15 protein-coding genes and 1 pseudogene are annotated in these 16,389 nt (G+C 62.2%); 4 read left to right on the plus strand and 12 right to left on the minus strand.

What is annotated here, in order from left to right; genetic code table 11:
* Positions 1–19 precede the first annotated feature (19 nt).
* Both IQ26_RS29175 and IQ26_RS29180 read left to right on the plus strand, forming a co-directional pair.
* Positions 20–1,279, plus strand: coding sequence for a metallophosphoesterase family protein (locus IQ26_RS29175; RefSeq protein WP_145721800.1), 1,260 nt, complete (start codon positions 20–22; stop codon positions 1,277–1,279).
* Complete coding sequence (locus IQ26_RS29180) at positions 1,276–4,743, plus strand: ATP-binding protein (protein WP_145721801.1); 3,468 nt, start codon at positions 1,276–1,278, stop codon at positions 4,741–4,743. Before IQ26_RS29175 ends, IQ26_RS29180 begins: the two co-directional genes overlap by 4 nt.
* A gap of 406 nt (positions 4,744–5,149) precedes the next feature.
* Here IQ26_RS29180 and IQ26_RS29185 read toward each other — a convergent pair whose 3' ends face one another.
* Positions 5,150–6,064 carry a PhzF family phenazine biosynthesis protein gene (locus tag IQ26_RS29185; RefSeq protein ID WP_145721802.1) on the minus strand — a complete coding sequence of 305 codons (915 nt, stop codon included), beginning with the start codon at positions 6,062–6,064 and terminating at the stop codon, positions 5,150–5,152.
* A 71-nt stretch (positions 6,065–6,135) separates the two neighbouring features.
* Between IQ26_RS29185 and IQ26_RS29190 the strand changes: the two genes are divergently transcribed.
* Complete coding sequence (locus IQ26_RS29190) at positions 6,136–6,960, plus strand: GntR family transcriptional regulator (RefSeq protein ID WP_162458106.1); 825 nt, start codon at positions 6,136–6,138, stop codon at positions 6,958–6,960.
* Here IQ26_RS29190 and IQ26_RS29195 read toward each other — a convergent pair.
* The 8 genes and pseudogenes from IQ26_RS29195 to IQ26_RS29225 form a co-directional block, all read right to left on the minus strand.
* Positions 6,908–7,144, minus strand: coding sequence for a hypothetical protein (locus IQ26_RS29195; protein WP_145721804.1), 237 nt, complete (start codon positions 7,142–7,144; stop codon positions 6,908–6,910). The two genes, IQ26_RS29190 and IQ26_RS29195, sit on opposite strands and share 53 nt — an antisense overlap.
* Positions 7,145–7,252: 108 nt before the next feature.
* Positions 7,253–7,579, minus strand: a complete 327-nt coding sequence (locus IQ26_RS29200) for a hypothetical protein (RefSeq protein WP_145721805.1) — start codon at positions 7,577–7,579, stop codon at positions 7,253–7,255.
* A gap of 125 nt (positions 7,580–7,704) precedes the next feature.
* Positions 7,705–8,329 (minus strand): annotated as a pseudogene (locus IQ26_RS29205) (aldehyde dehydrogenase family protein); the annotation flags it as partial.
* A gap of 101 nt (positions 8,330–8,430) precedes the next feature.
* Positions 8,431–8,805, minus strand: coding sequence for an FMN-binding negative transcriptional regulator (locus IQ26_RS41135; protein WP_276316447.1), 375 nt, complete (start codon positions 8,803–8,805; stop codon positions 8,431–8,433).
* Positions 8,705–9,043, minus strand: a complete 339-nt coding sequence (locus IQ26_RS41655) for an FMN-binding negative transcriptional regulator (protein WP_208760238.1) — start codon at positions 9,041–9,043, stop codon at positions 8,705–8,707. Before IQ26_RS41655 ends, IQ26_RS41135 begins: the two co-directional genes overlap by 101 nt.
* 24 nt (positions 9,044–9,067) lie before the next feature.
* Positions 9,068–9,808 carry a B3/B4 domain-containing protein gene (locus IQ26_RS29215; RefSeq protein ID WP_240547293.1) on the minus strand — a complete coding sequence of 247 codons (741 nt, stop codon included), beginning with the start codon at positions 9,806–9,808 and terminating at the stop codon, positions 9,068–9,070.
* On the minus strand, positions 9,805–10,995 hold the full coding sequence (locus tag IQ26_RS29220) for a trans-sulfuration enzyme family protein (protein WP_145721806.1): 1,191 nt from the start codon (positions 10,993–10,995) through the stop codon (positions 9,805–9,807). The genes IQ26_RS29215 and IQ26_RS29220 overlap by 4 nt, the downstream gene beginning before the upstream one ends.
* An 11-nt stretch (positions 10,996–11,006) precedes the next feature.
* Complete coding sequence (locus IQ26_RS29225) at positions 11,007–11,468, minus strand: EamA family transporter (RefSeq protein WP_145721807.1); 462 nt, start codon at positions 11,466–11,468, stop codon at positions 11,007–11,009.
* Between the two features lie 138 nt (positions 11,469–11,606).
* Between IQ26_RS29225 and IQ26_RS29230 the strand changes: the two genes are divergently transcribed.
* Complete coding sequence (locus tag IQ26_RS29230) at positions 11,607–12,206, plus strand: helix-turn-helix domain-containing protein (protein WP_145721808.1); 600 nt, start codon at positions 11,607–11,609, stop codon at positions 12,204–12,206.
* 84 nt (positions 12,207–12,290) lie between these two features.
* Here the strand turns inward: IQ26_RS29230 and IQ26_RS29235 are convergent, their stop codons facing one another.
* The 3 genes from IQ26_RS29235 to IQ26_RS29245 are packed head-to-tail and all read right to left on the minus strand — an operon-like array spanning position 12,291 to position 16,189.
* Entirely contained in the window at positions 12,291–14,687 is a 2,397-nt protein-coding gene (locus IQ26_RS29235; RefSeq protein ID WP_145721809.1) for a transketolase, read from the minus strand.
* Positions 14,688–14,739: 52 nt separating this feature from the next.
* Positions 14,740–15,726 (minus strand): PDR/VanB family oxidoreductase, encoded by a 987-nt coding sequence (locus tag IQ26_RS29240; protein WP_240547294.1) that lies wholly within the window; start codon positions 15,724–15,726, stop codon positions 14,740–14,742.
* A complete protein-coding gene (locus IQ26_RS29245; RefSeq protein ID WP_145721810.1) occupies positions 15,698–16,189 on the minus strand; it encodes an MOSC domain-containing protein in 492 nt (163 codons plus the stop codon). Before IQ26_RS29245 ends, IQ26_RS29240 begins: the two co-directional genes overlap by 29 nt.
* Positions 16,190–16,389: the final 200 nt, after the last annotated feature.

Below are 16,389 nucleotides of genomic sequence, written 5' to 3' on the forward strand. Positions count from 1 at the left end.
CGTGGCTGGAGACCGCCGAATGGCATTTCGATTTATACATACGGCCGATATTCACCTCGACTCGCCGCTCCGTTCCCTCGCGATGCGAAACCCCGATCTTGCCGAACTCGTCGGAGACGCCAGTCGCCAGGCATTTGTCGCAATAGTGGATCTCTGCCTTGCGGAGCGTGTCGACGCGCTCGTCATTGCCGGCGATCTTTATGATGGCGATCAGACTTCGATGAAAACGGCGCGGTTCCTGGCGTCGCAGATGACGCGCCTTCACCAGGCCGGCATCAGGGTTTTCAAGATCCGCGGAAATCACGACGCCATGTCGCGGATATCGAAACAACTCCTGTTTCCGGACACAGTAACAATCTTCGGCGGCCGTCCCCAGTCCGTGCTCCAAACAGCCGGCGGGCTGGAAGTGATGTTTCATGGATTGAGCTTCGCGAACCCCAAGGCGCCGGAAAGCCTGCTCGCCAAGTATACAGCTGCCCGTGAAGGGGCGGTCAACGTGGGCATCATGCACACCAGCCTGGCAGGATCGCCCGGTCACGACGTCTACGCCCCTTGCAACGTCGCTGATCTGCACGGCCATGGTTTTGACTACTGGGCACTCGGGCACATCCATGTCCGGAAAGTCCATCCTGGAGCGAGCACGGTGGTGATGCCAGGAATGCCGCAAGGCAGGGACATCAACGAGGCCGGAGAGAAATCCGTCACCTTGGTCACGATACGAGACGACCGTTCCATCGAGATCGAGGAAAGACTGACGAGTGTCGCGCAGTTCGAGCGGGTGAGCGTCGACCTGACTGGGACGGTCGAATGGTCTGAGGCCGTCGGGCGAGTACGATCCGCGTTCGAAGTTCTCCGGCCTTCGGTCAGGTCCCGCCATGTCGTGGCCCGTCTGGCCGTGACCGGGTCGTCGCCATTGTCGTGGGCGATTATCCGGGACAGGGATCTGCTTTTGGCCGAAGCCGAGCAGGCAGCGGAACAGGCAGGCGACACATGGGTGGAAAAGCTCGAGCTGGATCTTTCTCCACCCAGGACGGAAACGCTCGAAGGCATCGCGGATCCGATTTTCGAACTCGCCGAGTCCATGCGCACCGATGCCAGTTCGGAAGCCTTTCGTGCCGAAGCGAGGGCGTTTGTGCAGAAAACGATCGCGGATCTCCCGCCTGACGCGCGCGACTTCGCCGGAAAGGACGATGCTGCACTGGAGCTCTTCCTCGACAGCGTCCTTGCCAGCGGCGCCGACCTGGTCACGGCCCGCCTCAAGGCAGGTGGAGCGCAATGAGGCTCCGGCGCCTTGATCTCATTCGTTATGGAAAGTTCACCGACAGGACGATCGAGTTTGGACCAAAACCGAATTCCGGGCCCGACTTGCATATCGTGTTCGGGCTGAATGAGGCCGGCAAGTCGACCGCGCTTTCCGGCTGTCTGGACTTGCTGTTCGGGATTGAAGAACGCAGCCGCTACAATTTCCTGCATGAGTACAGCGCGATGCGCATCGGCGGTGTGCTCGAATTCGGAGGAGAGGAGCATGCGTTCTCGCGCACGAAACAACGCAACAACTCGCTGCTGAACGCGACAGGCCAACCGGTAAGCGAGTTGGCGATTACGGCGCATCTCGCAGGTTTGTCCCGGGACGCATACCAGACCATGTTCTCGTTGGACGACGAGACACTGGAAGTAGGCGGCAAATCAATCCTGGAGTCGCGTGGCGACCTGGGCAAGCTCCTGTTCACGGCCAGCGCCGGACTTGGGCATGCAAGCGACACATTGAGCGCGCTCGAGGCTGAAGCGGACGGGCTCTATCGCAAGCAGGCACACGGAACCGAACTTGCGCTGCTCAAGAAACGGCTCGCGGAACTGAAGTCCGGGAGAGAGGCGATCGACACCCTGGCGTCGACCTTCGAGACCCTTGAATCCGAACGGCTGGACGCGACGGAAAATTACGATCGCAGCATCGCCGAACGGTCAGTGCTGTCGGCTCGGCTTGATACCATTGCGAAGTACCTTCACGCAGTCCCGATCCTCGCGGATATCCGACGAAAGACAGCCCGGCTGGCTGAGTTGCCCGACATCGCCTCACCACCACGGACCTGGACAGGCAGTGTCGCCGAAATGATCGATGACGACGCCAGCCTGAGGACAAGGTTGTCAGGGAATACCGACGAGGTCGAGCGCGTGACGATGAAAATCGCATCGGTTGACGTAGATGAGGTGATCCTTGCGATCTCCGAGCGGGTTCGCAGCCTGGTGGATCGCAAGGTGCGCTATGTCTCGGCAGGCTTGGATCTGCCAAGTCGCAGGACGGAGCTGCAGATACTCGATAACGCCGTGGCGATTTGCCTTGCTGCTCTGGGAAGATCCTCCGAGCCAGACCCCGCTGCGCTGCTTCTGCCTGCTGCCACCGTTGGCGCTGTTCGCAATATGGTCGAGCAACGATCCGGAATTGCTACCCGTGCGGGCGTCGCCCGCGACGAAGCCGCGGCTGCCCTGGATGCGCTTCAGACGGCACGCGAGCGGGTTGGCGAAGAAAGGGCAGTGCCCGAACCTGCCAGGGCAAGGCTTGCCTCGGCTTTGTCGAAAGCGCGGGGGGGTGGGCACCTGAAAGACATCAAGGCGGCACGCGAGGCCGAGGACGCGAGCACAATCCGATGGGAGGCGGCAATTAGTCGCCTGCATCCCTGGTTCGGGGATGCTCGGGCGCTGGCCAGGGTGCCAGTCCCGAGCGCTGGGCAGGTTGGCGCATGGAAAACGCTCGCAGCAGAGCTTGGAAAGAGCAGGGCCGTGCTTTCCGAACGTCTTGCCGAACACCGGGGCAATCACGAATTGCTCTCAGCGCGGCTGGATGCCCTTCGTGCCTCGGCTGATGTAGCTGACGATGAAGCGGCCGCCGCCATCCGGCGCGCCCGCAACGAGGCTTGGGCAAAGCATCGAGGTGAGCTTACTGGCGAAACAGCCGACGATTTCGCGGTCGTGCTGTCTCGCGACGACAGTATTGGAGCGGTTCGGCTGGTCAACGCGCGGGAGCTCGCCGAGATCCGAACAACGATCCGCAGCCTCGCTGAAACGACGGTCGCCATCGCGCGTACGCGCGACCACCTTGCACAGATCGACTTGAAAGAGGAGGCAGCGCTCTCGGAACTTCGCGCGGCGGCCAGCGAGCTTCTGGCAAGCCTGGAATTCTCGCCCGAGCGTCTCATCGAACTGATCGAGAACTGTGCCTCTGCTCGCACCGATGCGCTCGCGGCCTGGGAGGTAATCGAGCTCGCACGGAAGAAGGCAGGGCGCGCGGTCGACGAGGGAGACCAGATACGCCTGGAGTTGATCCGGGCGCTGGAGAGCGTCGGGATAGGCTCGGATCCCTGCGAAGATCTGGAGACGCTCATGGCCGTCGCAGAACTGTTCCTCGACAGGCAGCTCAAAGTGGACGCAGAACGTGCCGAGGCGATTAGAACCGTGAGCGCGAAAGAGGAGGATCTGGCAGCGAGACGACGGGCTTTGGACGTGGCGGAAAGGCGCGAGGAAGAATGGCTGGCTGGCATTACCGAAGCGCTTGAGGGCACCTGGCTCGAGAGCGGCATTTCGGCGCCCGGCGTCGGCAACGTACTCGATCAATTGGCTGAACTGTCCAAAAGCATTCAGGAGCGGGATGCCATGCGGCTCCGCATCGAGAAGATGGAGGCAGATAGAGACAATTTCATTGTCGAGGTCACCGCTGCCGCGGCTGAAGCTGGTGAGTCGGCGAACAGCGACGAACCCGAACAGTTAGCGATCCGGCTTGCTGAGCGCCTGGAGCGCGCCGATCGCGCTCGCGAGACGAAGGCAGCCCTCGTCAATGACCTGCAGCGCCTGCAAGATACTCGCGACATTCTGAATGTCGAAGCAGCGGCGCATGAGCGGCGCAAAACCGAGGTGCTGGGCGTTTTTGGCGTAGCTACCCTGTCTGAAGTCGTGGAACGCGACGAGTTGCTGCGGGACAGGGATCGTCTGCGCGCTGCCGCAGCCGACCTTGAGGAGCAGTTGTCGGCAGAACTTGGGGTGGAAGGGTTCGCGCAAGCGCGGTCGATATTGGATGCTCTCGATTTCGATAGCCTCGCAATCGAGAAGGCTGAAGGCGAGCAACGGTTTCGGGATCTTGATGAAGCCATACAAAATCAGCTTATCCGGCAGACGCGAGCGGCCGACAAGCTGGATGCCATTGGTGGCGATAGCGCCGTTGCCCGAATAGATGCCGAACGACGCACCGTACTACTCGAGATCGAGGAAAAGGCCGTCCGTTACATCGAGCTGAAACTGGGAGTTATGTCCGCCGGGAACGCTCTGCGCGTATACCGTGAGCGTCATCGCTCCGGGATGATGAAGCGGGCATCTGACGCTTTCGCCCTCATCACGCGCGGTCAGTACTCGGGGCTGGCAACCCAACCTGTGAAGGGCGGAGAAGTCCTCATCGCATTGCAGCGCGACGGGCAGTCCAAGGTCGCCGACGCGCTGTCAAAGGGCGCGCGTTTTCAGCTCTACCTGGCCCTGAGGCTTGCCGGTTATTACGAGTTTGCCCAGTTTCGACCCTCAGTGCCATTCATTGCCGATGACATAATGGAAACCTTCGACCATTTCCGGTCCGAAGAGGTTTTCAGGTTGTTTGGCGAGATGGCAAGTGCGGGTCAGGTGATCTACCTTACGCATCACCAGCACCTATGCGAGATCGCCAAGGCTGTTGTGCCGGGCGTAACGATCCACGACCTCGGATAGTTGTGCGTCGTCGTGGCCGACGCACTGCTGCCAGTGTCCTGTCGAGCGCGCGGAGACCGCCATCTTGCGTGCGCAGACTGAACCACTCTCCCAATATTGCGATATTGGGAGAGGGGCCGCTTGTGCAAATGAAGCCACTCGAGAGGTCTCTTCTCTCACGACGCGCCTTACAAAGGGGTTCCTTTTGACGCCGCGGGTTATGGCCCCGCCTCGCTTCAGCGAGGCTGGGCCTGTTTTTGAATCGGCGGAAATGTCTGATTTGGCTGGCTTTAGCTTCCCAGTATTTGAGTTCGTGTTGAACGGTGCGCGTTCGATGTCGGCCCAACAGGGGGGTCGAGATGAGCCCGCCAGCAACGCTCAAACGTTACTGCGTGTCACGCACACTGGCGCAGGTTCAGGCCAATCCTCAGCACGTCAGTACCCCTTCCATCACGACTACACATTGGCCACTAAGCTGAACGACAGGGTCATGGCCTTCGCTCCGCGTGACCCTCGTCAAAAGAGTGCTAGGCCTCCCCATATCCACCCCCTGCCGGGTTCGGAGTGCAAGGTTATCGCTTTTCCTCAAGTCCGCTTGCAAAGCGGAAACAGCAGCGGTCCCGCTGCCGCACGCAGGATCCTCGGCCATGAAGCCCGTGAACATTCGTGCCTGAAGATCACAATCCGGCTGCTCTGGGTCCTCGGCAAGAGTGTAGGTGTAGACCGAACGCGCGCCGTCGAGCGGAAAGACCTTCGAGTAGGCAGCCTTGTCCGGTCGAGCCCGGCGCAGAGCATCGCGCGTTTTAAGCTCAACCGCCAGAAAGGGCAGACCTACGGAAACGACTTGAGGCGGGTGTTCTTCGGTGTGAATATCAGCAGGGTCGAGACACAGGCAGGCGGACGCCTGTTCGGCTGTGACCTGAGAGCGACGGCTGAATGGTTCGGGGCAGACGAGCTCGGCGGTCTCCAGCTTCGCGTCCTTCCACGTCAGGTCGATGGCGACCAGACCAGCCTTTTCCTCAAATGTCATTTGGTTCAGCTGGTTGCCATGCTTCGCGAACTCCCTCCCCAACACAAAAGCGGTGCCGATGTTGGGATGGCCCGCGAAGGGTACTTCCCGCACGGGCGTAAAGATGCGCACCTGAGCGGTGTGAGCTGGGTCTTTCGCGGGCAGCACAAAGGTGCTCTCGATATAGTTGAATTCGCGAGCGATGGCCTGCATCTGCTCCGTCGAGAGCCCTTCAGCATCGAGGACAACGGCCACCGGATTTCCCTGAAACGGGCGATCGGTGAAGACGTCTGCGGTAACGTATCGACGTAAGGAGTGCGCGGGCTGTTCCATGGCCGCCTTCTTGGCACACCTAAACAAACTGATACAATCGAATCATTGTCTCAGATACAATGGAGGGGCTGTTGAGATCCCGCGCGACGGAGCTTGCCACGGCGCTCGAAAACATGATCCGAGATCGGAGCCTTCCGCCGGGCGCAAGGCTGCCGACACATCGCGCGCTTGCGTATCAACATGGCGTGGCGCTCAACACGGCTTCCCATGCGGTGCGTCTGCTGACCGCCCGCGGTCTGGTCGTGGGAGAGGTCGGACGCGGCACCTTCGTGCGCTCGCCGCACCACTTCGACGCTAGTGCGTTCGATCTCCAACACACCGCCACATCGATCGATCTTTCGCGCAACGTCCTGCCATTGCCGGGCTTGGCGGAGCGGTTCGAGGGGGCGGCTCGCAAAGTGCTGAGACGCGAACGCGCATCTCTCTTGGACTACCATCCCCACGCCGGGCGGATGAGCGACCGTGCTGCGGCTGCTCGCTGGCTATCACGCAATGGGCATCTGCCCGACGACCCTTCTCGCATTATCTGCAGGGCCCAGCATGCACTCACCGTGGCGCTGATGGCGACGACTCGCCCAAGTGACACGGTCGCGGTCGAGAATTTGACTTGGCCCGGCATCCAGGCCGACGTGCAGGCGCTGCTGGAGCCGATCCTCAAGGCCGACGGCTTTTCGACCGAACAATGGGACGCCTTGCCGGGGCGGCCCAATCTGATCGGCGATGCAACGCCGCTCGTCGCAAAAAGTTGCTTTGATTGGCTTCTTGCTCAGACCCGCTTCTTGCTCAGAAATGTGTCGTCAGTGCGGACGCCGAAGCCGGCGAGGCTTGCGCAAAAGCGCAGACCTATTGGTTTGCCGGGTCGGTCTCAGCCTCATAAGCCATGCGAACGACTGTGATTAGGACATACACCGACGGCACAGCAAAAATCACGCCGAGGATCAGCGCCGCGGTTCCCGTGAGGCCGAGCGTTTCGGCAATCGCCCAATAGACGATTCCGATGCAGATGAGCGCCTGCACAGAGAGGAACAATGCGGCTGCGGCCGCGCAAGACAGGGTTTTGACTGTTTTGATGCGTTGCATTGAAAATATTCCGAACATGACGCGGCCGATGGACGGCCGACAGCCGCCGCACGGGTCGCGACGCGAAAAAGGGATGGGCTGGAAAAGTGCGGTCCAAGACCGCTCAGGTCAGGTGGACGGCGGCGCGCGGGGCTGGTTGGCACTTGCCTGCGGCGCAGGCACGGTCGCCGACGCAGCCACTGCCGAAACCGGCAAAGCTTGGTCGAGCAGGAGGAAAGCAGCTTCCGGCGGAAGCGCGCCCGGATTGCCGCCCGCGAATTTGATCGGGATCGGCCGGCCGGTGCGAATTTCGAGAGCTTGTGTCTTGCCGCGCAGCAGCGCAACCGCATCGCCCTGCCGGGCCATGCTGATGCTGGCGCCGCCCGACACGGCGGTCGTGGATGCTGTCGCCTCCGACTGGACCAGGCACAACAGCGACAGCAGCAGCAGGGCCATCAGGCCCGAGCAGGCTGTCATTATCGGCGAAGCAGGTGTCCTGGTGCGCTTGATCAAAAGGCGCGGTCTCCGAAATCTGCTACCGCCCTATCGTACGAGGACAAAAAAGGAAAGCTTCCGCGAAGTCCGATTGCCACGCTTGGAGCGAAGCCATCACCAACCGATAAATGGCGGACTTTCTCCACGAACTTCTCGGCGAACTCATCATGAACGCCCGACTGGACGTAAAGGCGATTCGCCGAAACGCAGGTCTGGCCGGCGGAACTTCGCCTGGATCGCACCGTCAACGGCAACGTCGACATCGGCGTCATCGAAGACGATGAACGGTGCATTGCCGCCGAGTTCGAGGCTGACCTTCTTGATCTGGTCCGAGCACTGGCGCATCAGCAGCCGCCCGACTTCGGTCGATCCGGTGAAGCTGATCTTGCGGACCTTGGGATTGGCGCAGAGTTCGCAGCCAACCGCATCACCTTCGGACGCATAGATCAGGTTGACAACGCCCTCGGGAAAGCCGGCCTGATGGGCGAGGGCGAACATTGCGCCAGCCACGAGCGGCGTCTGTTTAGCGGGCTTGAGCACGATCGTGCAGCCCGCCGCCAAGGCCGACGAGATCTTGCGCGCCACCATGGAAGCGGGGAAATTCCATGGCGTGATCGTGCCGACGACGCCGATGGGCTGCTTGATCACCAGCATCCGGCGGTCTGTCGACGGTGCCGAGATCGTCTTGCCGTAGATACGATTGGCCTCTTCGCGCCGATAAGCGGCCCTCCGCGCGCCCAGTTGATTTCGGCGGAGCCTCGTTGATCTTACAGGTCGAGGCCGCGCTGCGGCGGGCACTTCGCTACCTACCTTCATCGCCCAGCGAGGGCTCGTGCCAAGAGCTCGCCCGCGCGACCGGCGGCCTCAAGCCCCTTGCGTGTGCCCTCCAAGTCGGCGGCGTTCTCTTCCTCATTCAGTTTCCATGCTCCCTCGAGGCGCTCGACACGAAATTCCAGACCGACAATGCCCCGCATCATCCTGTCGATATATGCTTGCGGCGCATCCGACACGCTCCAGGGCGCTGTGCGTGTGGCCTCGTGCAGGTCCGTCAGGTCCTCAACCTGGCTCCGCAGCCAGGCCTTATCCTCAATCGCCGTCAAGCTTCCGTGCGCGTGTATGGCGATATAGAGCCATGTGGGAACGACCTTTCCCGTCTCGCGCTTGGTCGGATACCACTCCGGCGACATGTAGGTGTGAGGGCCCTGAAAAATCGCGAGACTGGCGTTGCCCTCTGGTACCCGCCAAACGCGCGACGTGGGCCGCGAGGATCAGGCGTCCATCCGGAGCCTGCCGCGCGATGGTCGGCACATGCGTGGCCTCGATGCCTGCAGGCGTTGGCGTAACGATTGTGGCGAAGCCGATCTCGCGGATCGCGGCCAGAAGCACTTCGGGGCGGTCTTCGACAGATCGACGGGGCCGGTACATCTAAGCTTCTCTCGACTGCGCGGCTTAAGCAGGGGTGGACGTATTCAACCCAGCGATTTCGATCTGGGCATCTGGGCACAGTGCCTCAATCACTCCGCTCAATTGCGCCCCAGCGGCCCTCAACCGCTCCGAAGGCATGGGCTCGAGCGCCTCGAGTACAAGCCAAAGGGAACGCGAAGCGGCCGTCACCATAGTCCGCCGCCCCTGCCGCCAGTTCCAGCGGCGGCAGGTGACTCCGGCGTCATCGCACCAGACGACTTCTCCCGGCTCAGGATGCTCGGTGACCGGTTCGCCTTGCTGGACGGTGTCGAACGGCTCCGCCCCCGTTGCGATCAGAAGTCTCGGAAGACCCTGATAGTGATCCAGGTCTTCACCCCCAACCGGAACGCCGTAGAGCAAGCTGACGGCGTTGTAGGCATCCACCAGGGGGGAAATCCGTGGCAATGAGCCATCCTTGCGAATTCGCTTGAGAAGCGCCGCAGCCGAGCAGGGTGTTCGATTAGCGTTGGCACCGAAGGCCCTGTAGGCTTCGGCCCAGGCTGCAAGATGCGCATCCCGTTGGGCATCGTCGCCAAGCGCGGCCTGCTCCGCGGCCGCGATCGCGTCGGCGAGCGCCGGGGCCTGCGGCACGCCGACTTCCGCGTTTCGCACGACGATGCTCAGCAAGTGAAAGTCCGGGTGCCGGGCGTAAATCTCGGGGGCGATCATGGGCGTGAAGGACATGGGCTGCACCGTGCTGGGGGAAGGCTCTTCGCTGCGGTTCATTTAGGGCGATATCCAACATCGCGGGCAAGGCGGACGCCCCGGAAGGCGCCGGGTCGTCCGGCCACCGACAAAGCCTGATCGAGGTCGTCGATGATGTCCTGGGGATGCTCGAGCCCGACGGAGAGTCGCAAGAGCCCCGACGGAGCCATCGACCTCGGCCCTTCGACGGAAGCCCGGTGCTCGATCAGCGAGTGCGTGCCCCCAAGGCTCGTGGCCCGCACCACGAGTTTGAGCCGGCCAGCAACCGCCACGGCGGCCTCGGCACCGCCGCCGACGATGAAGGAAAGCATGGCGCCATAGCCCGACATCTGCCGCCCGGCCAACGCATGCCCCGGGTCGCCCGGTAGGCCGGGAAAGAGGACGGCCTCGACAGCGGGATGCTTTCGCAACGCTTCGGCGACCTTTTGAGCGCCCTCGCAATGGGCTCGCATACGAACCGGCAAGGTCTGCAGCCCGCGCAGCGCAAGCCAGCAGTCGAACGGAGCGGCGGCGGTGCCCTTGTGCTTCTGGATCATGCGCAACGGGCGTTCCAGTGGCGATGCGTCCGGCAGGACGACGACCCCTGCCATCAGGTCGGAGTGGCCGCCGATGTATTTTGTTGCTGAATGCATGACGGCATCAGCCCCAAGTTCGAACGGGCGCTGTAGGATCGGTGTCGCCCAGGTATTGTCCACCACCGCGAGCGCACCGGCCTCGTGCGCAATATTGCAAGCCGCGCGGACATCCACGACACGGATGAGCGGATTCGAGGGGGTCTCGATCCAAACGAGGCCGGTGGGCGCGGCACCGACGGCCGCGCGCAACGCGTCCATGTCGCGCATGTCAACGGCGACGAAGTCGAACCGGTGCCCGATGTCGGTTTCATCGATCAGCGATCGGATACCAAAATACATGTCGTCCGGCACGATGATGCGATTACCCTTGCGGGGATACGCCTCGAACACTGCAGTAATCGCGGCCATGCCGGAGGAAAAGGCGACAGCGGCCTGGCCGCCTTCGAGTGCCGCCATCGCCGTCTCGAACGCGTGCCGAGTCGGGTTGTCATCCCGGATGTATTCGTAGCCCGACGGGAAGGATCCGTCCGCACCGCGCTCGAAGGTCGTACTGGGATGCAAAGGGATGGTGACGGCCCCGGTGGAAGGGTCGACGCCGCGACCCGCATGTATTGCCTTGGTTTCTAAGTGCATCGAGAACCTCCTTAGCTGGATTTGAGAAGGAAGATCGCAGGGATGACCAGAAGCAGTCCGATTGCCTGGGATCTCGAACGCCGCTCCCGCAGAGCGGCGATGGCCAGAAAAATCGTCGCGACGGGATAGAGCGAGGCGATGGTCGAGGTTTCCGCAAGCCCTCCGGTGGCGAATGCCATCATGAGCAGCAGGTTTGCCGTTCTATCCAGAAGACCTGCCCCGGCGGCGATGCCCAGGGAGCGCGGGTGCATCGCCTCACCTCGGCACCTCAGCGTCACGGCGACCGTTGCCACAAACGCCGTAGCGCGGACGAGCAGCACGCCCCTGATGCCCCCGCCTGCCGCGTCGACCCGGTCGAGCCCGATGAAGAAGAGGCCAGGCTTGCGGCCATCACGCTCATGCGCCGAACAATGCGGAATGAAGCGCGCCCGAATGTCGATGCACGTCCGCTCGCCCGATTGCCGGCCGAGCATCCTGCTGAGAAGTCATGGTCTTGCGAGCGCCGGGCGGGGCCATCCTCGTCGATCCTTGGGGCTTGAGACGGCGCGGTTGAACTGTCAGCACCGGTCATTATAGTGACCGTATGCGATGCGTTAGTGGAAGTCAATATAATGACCGACGATGAAACAGCAGCGGCAACGGAGAGGCAACTTGGGACGGCACTATCGTTGAGGGTGCAGCATCTGCGCCGGGCCCAGAACTTGAGTCTGGATGGACTTGCTACGCTCTCCGGCCTGTCGAAGGGCACCGTCGTGGCCATCGAACAGGGAAAGGCCAATCCGAGCATCGGCGTGTTGTGCCGGCTGGCGGTCGCCTTCTCTCTGTCAGTTACCGATCTGTTGGGCGCGTCATCCGAGGAGGTCTCGGTTGGTCCGATAGAGCGGACCAACCCCGCAACACTTTGGAAAACACCGCAGGGAAGCGAGGCGAAATTGGAAGCCTCGACCTCAGGCCGGACGATGTTCGAGATCTGGTCCTGGACGATTGTGCCTGGCGACGTTCATCGCTCGGACGCTCACAGCCGGGGCACCCGTGAGCTTCTTTCGGTCGTGCGAGGAAGTCTCAAGCTCACAGTCGGCTCAGAGACTATGACATTGCAGGCCGGCGAAGCCGCGCGACTCGTAACCGATCAGCCGCACTCCTATGCTGCCGCGGACGATCAGCCTGTTTCGTTTTCAATGGCTATACTCGAACGCGGAGAGGAGACATGACCCATCCGTCGTGATCGGCTTCGGATCGATGTGGCTCGTGGGCAACCGCCATCGTGGCAATCGCGCAAGACATCCGGCGGCGGCTCAAGGGAGCGACTTCAAATAGCGAATGCAACGTCCGGCACTGACCGCCTGCGCCGCATGCGCGATGGCATTCGCATCGAGTCCGTGGTGACGATAAAGTTCTGAAATCGTGCCGGTCTGGCCAAAATGCTCGACCCCCAGAGCCTTGACGCGATGACCGTTCACGCCGCCGATCCAGGCGAGCGTCACAGGGTGACCATCGATCACGGTGACGATCCCGCAATCGCGCGACAGCGGCGCCAGCAGGCGCTCGATGTGGCTCGTCGCGTCGACTGTTCCGCGCTGCCGGGCACGCTCCGCGGCCTGCCAGCCCGCATTGAGCCGATCAGCGGATGTAATCGCCAACAGCCCGACATCGCGCCGGTCTTCCGCCAGAAGACCCGTCGCGGCAATCGCTTCCGGCGCGACCACGCCCTGGTAGGCGATGATAACGCTGGCGTTCGGTCCGGGCGGGCGCAGCCAATAGGCACCGTTGACGATGTCGCGCGCCAGCTCCGCACCTATGTCGCGATGAGGCTGCTCCAGCGGTCGGGTGGACAGGCGCAGATAGACCGATCCGCCCGTCTGATCACGCAGCCACGTCGTTTCATCGGGATCGCCCTCGCCGTTCCGCTGCATGTAGTCGAAGGCGAAACGCATGATCACCGCGAGCTCATCTACGAAGGCTGGCTCGAAGGCGCAAAGCCCGTCCTGCGCCATGCCGATCAGCGGCGTGCCGATCGACTGGTGCGCTCCTCCCTCAGAGGCGAGGGTCACGCCGGAGGGCGTGGCGACCAGCAGAAAGCGCGCATCCTGGTAGCAGGCATAGTTCAGTTGATCGGCCGCGCGATAGATGAACGGATCATACACAGTCCCGATCGGCAGCAACCGCACGCCATTCACGGAATGCGACAGCCCCAGCGCCCCGAGCATAATCATGAGATTGGATTCGGCGATGCCGAGTTCGAGGTGCTGCCCCTTGGGGCCGAACTCCCAGGTGTAGGTTGAAGGGATACGCTCGGCCTTGAACGTATCGGCCATGCTCTCGCGGGCGAAGAGTCCGCGTCGATTGACCCAAGCGCCGAGATTGGTCGACACCGTGACGTCCGGAGAAGTCGTGACGATGCGCTCGGCGAGCGGCGTTTCACCGCGCGCAATCTCGTTGAGGATCTGGCCGAAACCCATTTGGGTTGAGACCTGCTTGCCCCCCTGTGCCGGCGCGGGCAGTGCCTCGGGAACCGGAATCCCGGGCGCGGTAAGCCGGCGTCGGCCCTCGCTGAAGAACGGCGCTTGGGCGATGAAGGCCTCTAGTTCTGCCGGAGGCAACGTCGCCGCAGCCCATTTATCCCATTCCTCGCCGGGCCGGACTCCCATCCGCTGGCGGAAGCCTTCCATCTGGGTGGGCGTCATCTGGCCGGCATGGTTGTCCTTGTGGCCGGCCAGCGGCAAGCCATTACCCTTGATCGTGTAGCAGATGAAACAGACCGGTCGGTCATGCTGCGAGGCCGCCTCGAAGGCTTCGAGAAGGCTCGGCAGGTCGTGGCCGCCCAGGTTGACCATGAGCGCTTGCAACTCGTCGTCAGAACGGCGTTCGATCAGTTCAGTGACCGGTCCCTGATCGCCAATCTCGTCGAGCAACCGTTTCCGCCACGCCGCACCACCCTGAAAGGTGAGCGCCGAATAAAGCTGGTTGGAGCACCGCTCAATCCAATCGCGCAGCTTTTCCCCTCCCGCTTCGGCAAAGGCGGCCTGCTGGAGGGAGCCATGGCGCAGGATCACCACTTCCCAGCCGAAGTTCTTGAATATCTGCTCGAAGCGCTGCCAGAGACCTTCGCGGATAACCGCATCGAGCGACTGACGGTTGTAGTCCACGATCCACCAGCAGTTCCGCAGGCCGTGCTTCCAACCCTCGATCAGAGCCTCGTAGATGTTGCCCTCGTCCATCTCGGCGTCGCCGATCAGGCTCACCATGCGCCCCTCGGGCCGACCCTTCATCCAACCATGGGCGGACACATAGTCCTGCACGAGGGAGGAAAAGAGCGTTTGAGCGACCCCCAGGCCCACCGAGCCGGTCGAGAAATCGACATCGTCCACGTCCTTAGTCCGCGAGGGGTAACTCTGGGCGCCCTTGTAGCCGCGGAAGTTTTCGAGTTTCTCGCGCGTCTGATTCCCCGACAGATACTGAATCGCATGGAAGATCGGCGCGGCATGAGGTTTGACCGCCACCCGGTCCTGCGGACGCAGCGCAGCGTAATAGAGCGCAGTCATGATCGTGCCGAGAGAGGCGGAGGAGGCCTGGTGGCCACCAACCTTGATCTCGTCGCCTTCGCGGACGTGGTTGGCATGGTGGATAGTCCAGGCGGCAAGCCAAGAGACGCAGCGCTCGATCTGGCTGAGATAGGCGAACTTCGATGTCATCCAAGTCTCCGCAACTGATGCGTCGCACCGGTGCTTCCGGATAGGGCTGTCTTCACAGATCGAGTCTCAGCACGCCGGTTGCGCGCGATATACATGGGATAAAACGATGAGTCCGAGCCTCCTTGGACAGGACAGCATCCCGATGGAGCGGCTGCCCTTCCAGGATTCCGCATTCGCAGGTTCCGCAAACTCCGTTCTCACAGGACGCCATAAGCAGTACGCCCGCCCTCCGCAGCGCCGCGAGCGCCGTCGTGTCGGCCGCGACAGGAACCACTGTCCCGTCGCGAAGGGTGATCGTGAAAGGTTCTGGTGGCGCACCGTCCTGCTCCGGCGGCTGAAAAGCCTCGAAATGCACGCTTCCTTCCGGCCAGTGCGCGGTCGCCCGATCCACGGCCGCCATGAAGCCCGGTGGACCACAATAATAGAGCTGTGCATCAGAGGAAGGGGTCGTAAGCAAAGATTCAAGATCCTGCCTGGTCTCCGGTTCGTCGTCGAAATGCAGCCACACGGTGCTGGAGTCGAGCTCCCGCTCGATGACCGACAACAGAGGCGCAAGTGCTCGGCTGCGGGTGAAGTAATGCAGTTCGTACGTCATGCCCTGCCGCTCCAGGGCGCGTGCCATTGCCAGGATCGGGGTGATCCCGATGCCTCCCGCCAGCAGCAGGGTTGGCCCTTCGCGTTGTGCAAGCGGAAAATGATTGCGAGGAGCAGAAACCGGGAGTGTGCATCCGGCGGCCACTGCCTCGTGGATCCACGCCGAGCCGCCGCGACCAACGTCTTCGCGCTTCACCGCGATTGTGTAGCGGCTCAGATCTGTCGGATCGCCGCAGAGCGAATACTGGCGCACTTTCCCGTCAGGCAGATGAACATCGACGTGAGAGCCCGGTTCGAAGGGTGGCAGCAGAGGTTTGCGTGTGTGTTTCAGGTCGATGACCAGGACGTCGCCTGGCTCCTTGCGGGCGGCGGTCACTGTCAGCTTCATGATGATGCGGGGCGAGGCCATGTCGATTTTACTCGTCAATCGGAAGAAACGGATCACCGGGGCGGATCACGCCGCCAACCTCGATCGCGCAGTTCAGGCCTGAGCGGTTTAGAAGCCCTTCGTAGAGACCGGGAATGCCGAGCAATTGCTCGATATACTTGCAGGGAAAATTCATTCGCGCCGCCCGCAGGACTGTTTCGCCTACCCGGAAGCGCTTGCCGATCAGATGACCCAGCGGTACGCCGCGCGTGGTCAGGTTTCGCCGATGATCTTCGGGCGCGAGCTTGGCCTTGAAACCCGGAATCCTGGGCTCGCCCTGTGCGATGGCTTCGAGGACTTCGACCTCGATCAGGGTCACTTCGCGCACGTCGGGTTTCGCAGAGTAGGTACCCGTTCCAAGATAGTACCGATCCCCGACAATGCCGCGCCCGGCAATGAGTTGTGCCTCCGTCAACTCCTCCATTTCGTACGATGCGGCTGGCGCGACATGGATGTGGAGCAGCGTTCCCTGCCACGTCATGCTTCTTCGCCCTCTATGACCGCAGTCGCGGCGTCCAGCTTCCAGCCGGACTTGGGGGTATCCTCGAGATGTCCGTTTGCCATGTTTGCTTCCGTGCTCCGGGGCAGGGTCACAGCCTGATCCAGCGAAACCTCTGCCCGGGAACTGGCCTGACTGACAGAGCCAGTTTTTGCGATTGTGCCTGATCCAGTCAGCAATCC

This window comes from Mesorhizobium tianshanense (assembly GCF_007830515.1).
Lineage (GTDB): Bacteria > Pseudomonadota > Alphaproteobacteria > Rhizobiales > Rhizobiaceae > Mesorhizobium > Mesorhizobium tianshanense.

Excerpts from the sequence above, each read along its gene's own strand:
- IQ26_RS29175 (WP_145721800.1), top strand. The coding sequence starts at position 20 with ATGGCATTTCGATTTATACATACGGCCGATATTCACCTCGACTCGCCG.
- IQ26_RS29180 (WP_145721801.1), top strand. The coding sequence starts at position 1,276 with ATGAGGCTCCGGCGCCTTGATCTCATTCGTTATGGAAAGTTCACCGAC.
- IQ26_RS29185 (WP_145721802.1), bottom strand. The coding sequence starts at position 6,064 with ATGGAACAGCCCGCGCACTCCTTACGTCGATACGTTACCGCAGACGTC.
- IQ26_RS29195 (WP_145721804.1), bottom strand. The coding sequence starts at position 7,144 with ATGCAACGCATCAAAACAGTCAAAACCCTGTCTTGCGCGGCCGCAGCC.
- IQ26_RS29200 (WP_145721805.1), bottom strand. The coding sequence starts at position 7,579 with ATGGCCCTGCTGCTGCTGTCGCTGTTGTGCCTGGTCCAGTCGGAGGCG.
- IQ26_RS41135 (WP_276316447.1), bottom strand. The coding sequence starts at position 8,805 with ATGTCGCCGGAGTGGTATCCGACCAAGCGCGAGACGGGAAAGGTCGTT.
- IQ26_RS41655 (WP_208760238.1), bottom strand. The coding sequence starts at position 9,043 with ATGTACCGGCCCCGTCGATCTGTCGAAGACCGCCCCGAAGTGCTTCTG.
- IQ26_RS29215 (WP_240547293.1), bottom strand. The coding sequence starts at position 9,808 with ATGAACCGCAGCGAAGAGCCTTCCCCCAGCACGGTGCAGCCCATGTCC.
- IQ26_RS29220 (WP_145721806.1), bottom strand. The coding sequence starts at position 10,995 with ATGCACTTAGAAACCAAGGCAATACATGCGGGTCGCGGCGTCGACCCT.
- IQ26_RS29225 (WP_145721807.1), bottom strand. The coding sequence starts at position 11,468 with ATGCTCGGCCGGCAATCGGGCGAGCGGACGTGCATCGACATTCGGGCG.
- IQ26_RS29230 (WP_145721808.1), top strand. The coding sequence starts at position 11,607 with ATGACCGACGATGAAACAGCAGCGGCAACGGAGAGGCAACTTGGGACG.
- IQ26_RS29235 (WP_145721809.1), bottom strand. The coding sequence starts at position 14,687 with ATGACATCGAAGTTCGCCTATCTCAGCCAGATCGAGCGCTGCGTCTCT.
- IQ26_RS29245 (WP_145721810.1), bottom strand. The coding sequence starts at position 16,189 with ATGACGTGGCAGGGAACGCTGCTCCACATCCATGTCGCGCCAGCCGCA.